Source organism: Butyrivibrio sp. (assembly GCF_017940685.1).
In the GTDB taxonomy this organism is placed as follows: Bacteria; Bacillota; Clostridia; order Lachnospirales; family Lachnospiraceae; genus Butyrivibrio.
Genome location: NZ_JAGAYD010000078.1, coordinates 1 through 7,998 on the forward strand (window position 1 = coordinate 1; position 7,998 = coordinate 7,998).

6 protein-coding genes are annotated in these 7,998 nt (G+C 42.8%); all 6 read right to left on the minus strand.

Going from position 1 to position 7,998, the window contains the following annotated elements; genetic code table 11:
* Positions 1-151 precede the first annotated feature (151 nt).
* Genes J6I68_RS05400 through J6I68_RS05425 form a run of 6 tightly spaced genes read right to left on the minus strand, consistent with a single transcriptional unit; the run spans position 152 to position 7,851 of the window.
* Positions 152-1,561 carry a glycine--tRNA ligase gene (locus J6I68_RS05400; protein ID WP_292218205.1) on the minus strand — a complete coding sequence of 470 codons (1,410 nt, stop codon included), beginning with the start codon at positions 1,559-1,561 and terminating at the stop codon, positions 152-154.
* Positions 1,562-1,590: 29 nt separating this feature from the next.
* Complete coding sequence (locus tag J6I68_RS05405) at positions 1,591-2,226, minus strand: hypothetical protein (protein WP_292218208.1); 636 nt, start codon at positions 2,224-2,226, stop codon at positions 1,591-1,593.
* A 50-nt stretch (positions 2,227-2,276) separates the two neighbouring features.
* The gene (recO, locus tag J6I68_RS05410; protein ID WP_292218209.1) at positions 2,277-2,936 is read right to left on the minus strand and encodes a DNA repair protein RecO; all 660 of its coding nucleotides are present in this window, start codon (positions 2,934-2,936) and stop codon (positions 2,277-2,279) included.
* Positions 2,937-2,944: 8 nt separating this feature from the next.
* A complete protein-coding gene (gene era, locus J6I68_RS05415) occupies positions 2,945-3,862 on the minus strand; it encodes a GTPase Era (protein ID WP_292218211.1) in 918 nt (305 codons plus the stop codon).
* On the minus strand, positions 3,849-4,889 hold the full coding sequence (locus tag J6I68_RS05420; RefSeq protein WP_292218213.1) for a DUF4349 domain-containing protein: 1,041 nt from the start codon (positions 4,887-4,889) through the stop codon (positions 3,849-3,851). The genes era and J6I68_RS05420 overlap by 14 nt, the downstream gene beginning before the upstream one ends.
* Before the next feature lie 31 nt (positions 4,890-4,920).
* Positions 4,921-7,851, minus strand: a complete 2,931-nt coding sequence (locus tag J6I68_RS05425) for an insulinase family protein (RefSeq protein ID WP_292218215.1) — start codon at positions 7,849-7,851, stop codon at positions 4,921-4,923.
* Positions 7,852-7,998 lie beyond the last annotated feature (147 nt).

Sequence of the window (7,998 nt, forward strand, 5' to 3'; positions counted from 1 at the left end):
AACATAACGCCTGTGGAACCGTCTGAAACAAGCGAAACAGCGCCGCAGTCAACGTGTCCTCTGTCAATATAAAACTGTTTCCAAGCTTTTCTAAGCTCGTCAGCTGTAAATGATCTCATTAATACAAATCTCCTCTATCTACTTTCTAAAATCAAAAGTCAAACTTATCAGCAAAGAATGCTTCAAGCTCATCGATGGCGATACGCTCCTGCTCCATGCTGTCTCTGAATCTTACTGTAACCTTGTTATCTGTCTCAGAATCAAAGTCGTAAGTAATGCAGAAAGGTGTTCCGATCTCATCCTGACGACGATATCTCTTACCAATGTTTCCTCTGTCATCAAACTCGCAGTTGTATTTCTTGGAAAGCTGCGCATAAATCTTCTCAGCACCTTCGTTAAGTTTCTTGGAAAGAGGAAGGATACCGATCTTAACAGGAGCAAGTGCTGGATGGAAATGAAGCACTGTACGCATATCAGGCTTGTCCTCAGTTCCGATGTTCTCCTCATCATATGCTTCGCAAAGGAAGGCAAGAGTTACACGGTCTGCACCAAGTGATGGCTCAACAACATAAGGGATGTACTTCTCATTGGTCTCGTCATCAAAGTAGTCCATAGGCTCACCAGATGTCTCCTGGTGACGTGTAAGGTCGTAGTTGGTTCTTGAAGCGATTCCCCAAAGCTCACCCCAGTCTGTGAATGGGAATGCATACTCAATATCTGTTGTATGATCGCTGTAGAATGAAAGCTCCTCTGGATCATGATCACGAAGACGCAGATTCTCCTTGTCAATGCCAAGGCTAAGAAGCCATTCGTAGCAGAACTTTCTCCAGTACTCAAACCACTCTGTCTGTGTTCCTGGCTTGCAGAAGAACTCAAGCTCCATCTGCTCAAACTCTCTTGTACGGAAAGTGAAGTTACCAGGTGTGATCTCGTTTCTGAAGCTCTTACCAATCTGGCAGATTCCAAAAGGAACCTTCTTACGGGATGTACGCTGTACATTCTTGAAGTTAACGAAGATACCCTGTGCTGTCTCAGGACGAAGATATACAGTGTCCTTGGCATCCTCAGTAACACCCTGGAAGGTCTTGAACATCAGGTTGAACTCTCTGATGCTTGTGAAGTTGTGCTTGCCACATGATGGGCATGGAATGTTGTGCTCCTTGATGAAGTTCTCCATGTCCTCGTGAGACCATCCATCAACTGATGACTCTAAAGTGATGTTATTCTCAGCTGCAAAATCCTCGATGATCTTGTCAGCTCTGAATCTCTCGTGGCACTCCTTACAATCCATAAGAGGATCGGAAAATCCGCCAAGATGTCCTGAAGCAACCCAGGTCTGAGGGTTCATAAGGATTGCACAGTCTACACCTACGTTGTGTGGGCACTCCTGTACGAACTTCTGCCACCATGCTTTCTTGACGTTGTTCTTGAACTCAACACCAAGGTTACCGTAGTCCCAAGTGTTTGCAAGTCCGCCATAAATTTCTGAACCAGGATAAACAAATCCTCTGGCCTTGGCCAGTGCAACTATCTTATCCATTGTCTTAGCTGATTTTTCCATGTTCAAATAATCCTCTCTATAATTATTTCTTATTTTGAAAGAAGGAGCTGTACTGTATCCGCTGTTACTGCAGAAATGTCAGCCTCTTTTTTGCCATTTAATGTTGTCCCATTGGACATGTATTCGATGCTGTATGGAGCCTTGATCCTTGACCTGTCATCGGTGATGACTATGTGTCTGTCCTCGTTATCCTCAAGGTAAGAATCTGGAAGCTTTTCCCCTTTGGCATCCACAAGGCCTGTAGAAATCTTATACCCCTGCTCCTTCGCCTCTTTTATAGTTCCATAAAACAGGAACTCCTGATTAAAATTAGAAAAGTCCTGACAGCTGTCAAAGGTCATTTCAAGCTTTACCCTGGACTGGTCCTCATTTTCGATGACCTCTGCCCCTAAAAGAGCTACCTTTTCACTTATATACTCTGAATTGTACTCAGCAATCTCTTTTTCTGCCATGTCTGAAAGCTCTGCTGCGTCGTAGTAATCCTCTGAGAAATCCTCATAGATCACATAAGAGACCTTACCTTCAGCATCAATTGTCATGGTAGTGACATTTTCTTTTTGCTGGCCACATCCTGAGGCCATAAGCGCAAAACACAATGCCATACTACAAACTGCTGCTATTTTGTTAAAAGAGCCTTTTTCGGCGAATTTACCGTAAAAATCCAAAATTTCCCACCTCGCAAACAAGGTAATTATATCCAAATCATTTTTCTTTTTCAATAGAAAGCATCAAAGCTCTCTAGCATCTGCGCGCTCTTTAAAGGTCTGTCAATAAACCTGCTCCGGTACAGCCTTGAAACGCCACACAGCTCTGTGAGTGCCTCGTCAGTAAGGCTAAATGTAAAGAGCTTTTCAAGGGGCGTAGATACAATAAATGAAAGGGCGTATCTTGCAGATTCTGAAAGAGTGATGTCAGAAGGCTCTCCCGGATACTCTCCCTCTATAACAAGAGCCCGCAGTTCAAATACGCATCTTACAAGGCTGTTTCTAAGAGATTTGTTTAAAAGAGCTCTAAGAGACAGGTAAAGGAGATTTAAAAGTTCCACATCCTCGTTGTTTTCCCTTGTGTAATAGGAACACAGCTCTAAAAGATATGTTCCAAAGCATGCACCCTCAAGGTCAGTTCGAAAGCCTTCAAAGTAGTTTTCTATATCTGCTTCTATAATATTGTATGAGCTTTTTCCAACAAAGAGCTTGAAGGTTCCAAAACAAAAGGGCTCTACACAACCGGACAGCCTTCCTCCCGGCTTTCTTGCCCCCTTGGCAAAGGCTGTTATCTTTCCTCTGTCAGCAGTAAATATTGTGGCTACCCAGTCGTAGTCCCCGCTTGGAGTATGTTTTAAAACAATTCCTCTTACAGATACAAAATCCTGCATCTATGCTCCTACTTAAAGTCCCTTGAATCGTAGCCAAAGTTTTTGAGCTGGTTTTTATCGTCTCTCCAGTCTCTTCTTACCTTAACAAAAAGCTGAAGGTTTACCTGACATTCAACCATCTCTTCAATATCTTTTCTGGCTGCTGATCCAATCTTTTTTAGCATTGTGCCACCCTTGCCAATAACAATGCCCTTATGAGAATCCCTCTCACAGATTATGGTGGCTTCTATGTCCATGAGGTCTGGGTTATCTTCCCTCTCCCTCATCTTTTCTATTGTTACTGCGATTCCATGGGGAACCTCGTCCCTTAAAAGACGCAGGGCCTTTTCCCTTATGATCTCAGCAGCTATCTGCCTCTCAGGCTGGTCAGTTATTGTGTCCTCATCATAAAATGGAGGTCCGTAAGGAAGGAACTGCTTGATAGCCCCCATGACCTCATCTATGTTCTGTCCCTTAAGGGCAGCTACACGGACAACCTTGGCAAAGTCCATCTCTTTTTTGTAAGCCTCTTCAAATTTGGAAAGAGACTCCTCTGATACTGTATCGATCTTGTTGATAACAAGGATCACAGGACTCTTGCAGGATTTAAGGTCCTCTGCGATAGACTTTTCAACCTCTCCAATGTAGGTGCTGGGCTCCACAAGCCAAAGTACCACATCCACCTCAGAAATAGTGCTCTTGGCAGCCTTGGTCATATACTCGCCAAGCTTGTTTTTTGTGTTCTGAATGCCTGGAGTATCAAGGAATATCATCTGGCACTCATCATCCGTATAAACAGTAAGTATCCTGTTTCTGGTGGTCTGAGGTTTATTGGAGGTTATTGCGATCTTCTGTCCAATAAGGTGGTTCATAAGTGTTGACTTACCAACATTAGGACGACCGATCAGTGTTATAAATCCTGTTTTAAAACTGTTATTTATTTCCATTTTGTCCTTTTTCTGTGTTTACAGGCATGGCCTGATTTTGCACGTTTGGCTGCAGAGGCTGCGCCGCAAAAGAATTCTGCTGCATCATTGCCATCTTTTTGATACGTTTCTTCTTGGCTGATGAATCAATAGCCTTGATAATAAATACTATGGTAGCAACAACGATAACAAACAGCAGTATCTGTGGAAGGTGAGAAACCAGCCATACAAAGAACTCTACAATACCGCTTCCCACATCGGAAAGGTTCTCCATAAAGCCCTTGCCCATTCTAACAAAAGCATTTTCCTTCTCAACAGGTGTAAATCTGGCAACCTCTGATACATTAAGGTATACAGTGCTGTAATTTACCTGATTGTCATAGCTTCGAAGCTTTGACTCAATGCTCTCAAGCTCATATCTTACATCAGCGAGCTTATCCTCAATTGCAACAAGGTCCTCTACTGTCTCAGCAGACTCTAAGATCTCAAGAAGTCTCTTTTCCTCAGTCCTTAGTGCATTCTTCCTGGACTGGGTATCAACGTAGGAAAGAGTGATATCTTCAACATTAACTGACTTATTGGTGATATTGTTGTTTCCTTCTACAGACTCCACAAACTCATCAAGGTGCTCAGCCGGGATTCTTATGGTAAGGTCCGCGCTTCTTGAACTGGAATAGCCAGAATAGCTTGTGCCATTGTAGATATTGCTGGACTCAATATAGCCTGAAAGCTCAGAAACCTTCTTTTCAATATTGGTCATTGTGGCTGTCAGGTCTTCTGTCTCAGCTGACATATTTACAGTTGTAATGAGCTTTCTGCTGTCATCCTTAACTGTTGTTTCTGACTGGCCTGAGCCATTTTCATAATCTGCTTCTTCAGGAGCTGCTTCCCCAGCCATGGCTGCTTCTTCGTATACACCGTAAGACGCTGTATCTGCGCTGCTCTTAGCAAAGTCAGCTGTGGAGCCTGATGCTCCGCATCCTGAAAGAACTAAGGCTGCTCCGAAGGTTGCTGCCAGAATCCTATATAAACAATCTCCTTTTTTCATAACGTTCCTCCTTCAAAACAAAACTTAAAGATCAGCGGCCTATAAGCTGCTCCACATTATCAAAGAGATCCCTGCACTCTTCAATCTTCTCAGCTGCGCCAATTACACAAAGGCACTCATCTGACATAAATGCCCTGACATATTTAGCAAGCTCTCTGATGGTATCTCTGGTTGTGCCAAGAAGCTCATCCCTGTTCTTTTGAATGTTTTCCATCTTTGCATTGCAAAGGTAAGCAGTAAGTCCATAAGAACCTTTGGCAGAAGGTGTCTTAGGAGTATCAAGGTCAGATATTGCGCCGATGATGTACTGAAGGATTGCTCTGTCATCATCGTCAAAGTTCTCAAGATAATCTGCAGCCTTTTCAAAGACGTCAATACTGTTTTTAAGGTTTGGATCCCTGTAGGTCACAAAAGCTGCATCACCGTTCTTGGCAAAGCTGCTCATGCATCCGTAGGCTCCGCCTAAAACTCTGATATTCTTCCAAAGGTAATCGTAGCTCATCATGACCTTAAGGACTCTCAGTGCCCCTGTATACTTAAATCCCTTGGAAGCAAAGTTACCGGCTCTGCATACATACTGAACCTGTCCAGCAGTCTTAAAACCTTCATTCTTTTTAGTTGTAGTGATCTTAAGATTTCCCTTAGCCACTTCATCTGTATAAAGAGATGCTACAAACTTCCTGGTCTCATCCTCTATTCCGTCGTACTCTTTTGCTGTTCCTGTTATATCAACAAGAAGGTTTTCTGGTCTGAAGATAAGCTTGCAGAGATTCTTTAAGGTAGCAATAAGCTCTTTTGCCCCATCCTCTGTCTCCAGGGCCTTTAATACCTTCTCAAGGTGCCTGAAATACCCTATTCCGCTGCTCAAGTCTGAAACAGAAGCAGCTGGTGAAACGTAGCCCATGGCACGAAGTGCAGCGCTCTGATGTCCTGCTGATGCAAGATCAGACTGAAGGCGGGCATACTGCTCTGAGAAGATTTCTTTTAATCTGTTAACATCATCAAACCTGGTTCTTGTAAGGATCTCTTTTACCAGTTCAAAAGCATAGCCAAGGTTATCATGAAGTACCTTGACGCTTATCTCAAACTTGGTCACAAACCTGGTAACGTCCTCAGAGTCTGTGTAGGTGCTTATAGCTCCGCTAATTCCACCGGTCCTTATATTGATCTCGTTATAAAGATCGCCATACTGGTAATTTTCAGTATTGAGCATTCCAAGAACCTTTTTAAGGGATGATGCATAAGGAAGCAGCTCTGGATCAAGGTCCTTCATATCAAACACAAAGTTTATGTAGGCGATACCATTTGTAAATATGTCATGGAAAAGAACCTTAGTGCCATCAGCATCTCTAAGCTCATAAATGAACTTCTCAGATTCCTTTTTCATGTCGGCAAGAGTAAGAAGCGGTATCTTAGCAAGATCCTCAGGTGCATCCTCCTCATCCTGGAAGGCCTTAAGCTCTTTGGTTTCCTTTACAATAGCGTCTATCTGCTCTTTAGAAAGAGAAGCCTTGTAAGCCTTAAGCTTTTCCTTAAGTGCCTCGTCCTTCTCCTCTGTAAGTCCCTGCTTGGGCTCAAGCATTACTACTGTTCTGTGAGTGTTATCAATAAGATACTTCTGAACAAGTTCCTCAAAGTATCTGCCATCTACCTCTTTTCTCAGCTGCGCAAAGGTATCATTGGCTTCTAGGTTTAGCCATGGGCTGTTATCGTCATAGAGCCAGCTGTCAAGGACCTGGATCCCGTAAAGAAGTCCCTTAGGAAATCTTCCAAAGTCAGCCTCTCTGTACTTGAATTCATCGTAGGAAAGGCCAGCCAAAAGAGATTTCTTGTCGATTCCATTTTTAACCTGCTCTGACAATACTTCTCTAATAGTATTTACGAATTCATCCTTTTGATCTGCATCTGCGTTCTTGGCAACAATAGAGAAAATAGGCTGCTGAATGCCGTTGTCGTAGTCGCTGTAAACATCCTGGCCGATGCCCTTGTCAATAAGGGCCTTTTTGATTGGCGCACCAGGCGCTGAGCAAAGCGCATAGTCAAGGATATCAAAGGCAATGTAAAGCTTCTTATCAAGAGTTGATCCAACGCTGCAGTTGTAGGAAAGATAAGTGTTCTTTTTGATCTCATCCTCAGGCAGTACCGGATAAGCTTTCTTTACAAGCCTTGGCTCATCAAAGGTCTTCTGGAATTCGATCTTACTGTCAACATCAATGTGCTCGAACTTTGAGAGGTAGTTCTTGTCAATATAGTCCAGCTTTTCTGCCATATCCATGTTTCCATACATGTAAATATAGCTGTTTGAAGGATGATAATATTTTCTGTGGAAATCCAGATACTCCTCATAGGTAAGAGAAGGGATAACATCTGGATCTCCTCCGGACTCAATGCCATAGGTGATATCGGGATAAAGAGAATTCATGATCTCTCTTGTAAGCACGTCATCTGCAGAAGAAAAAGCACCCTTCATTTCGTTGTAAACAACGCCGTTGATGGTAAGATCTGAAGACTCATCTTCCAACTCATAGTGCCAGCCTTCCTGCTTGAATATCTTGTCAGTCTTGTAGATATTTGGATAGAAAACTGCGTCAAGATATACATCCATCAGGTTCTGGAAGTCTGCATCGTTGCAGCTTGCGATTGGATAAAGAGTCTTGTCAGGATAAGTCATGGCATTGAGGAACGTGTTAAGGGAACCCTTAACCAGCTCAACAAATGGGTCCTTTACAGGATATTTCTCCGATCCGCAAAGAACAGTGTGCTCAATAATGTGAGCTACACCTGTGGAGTTCTTGGGAGGAGTCCTAAAGCCAATTGCAAATACCTTGTTTTCCTCGTCATTGGACAAAAGAGCTACTCTTGCACCTGTCTTTTTGTGCCTCATAAGAAAGCTCTCTGAATTGAGATCATCGATCTTTCGCCTCTCTATAATCTCGTATGAAGATAAATCTTCCAATCTCATTATTTTGTCTCCTAGTATAGTAATGATGTAGTCATTAAGGACTACAGTTAATAGTTTCTATTTCCAAATCTAAGTAATGATTGAAGGGAGGATTCCCCTCTCATCAGATATCATCAAGGAGCTTAACTAACAGTTATACATGTCTGT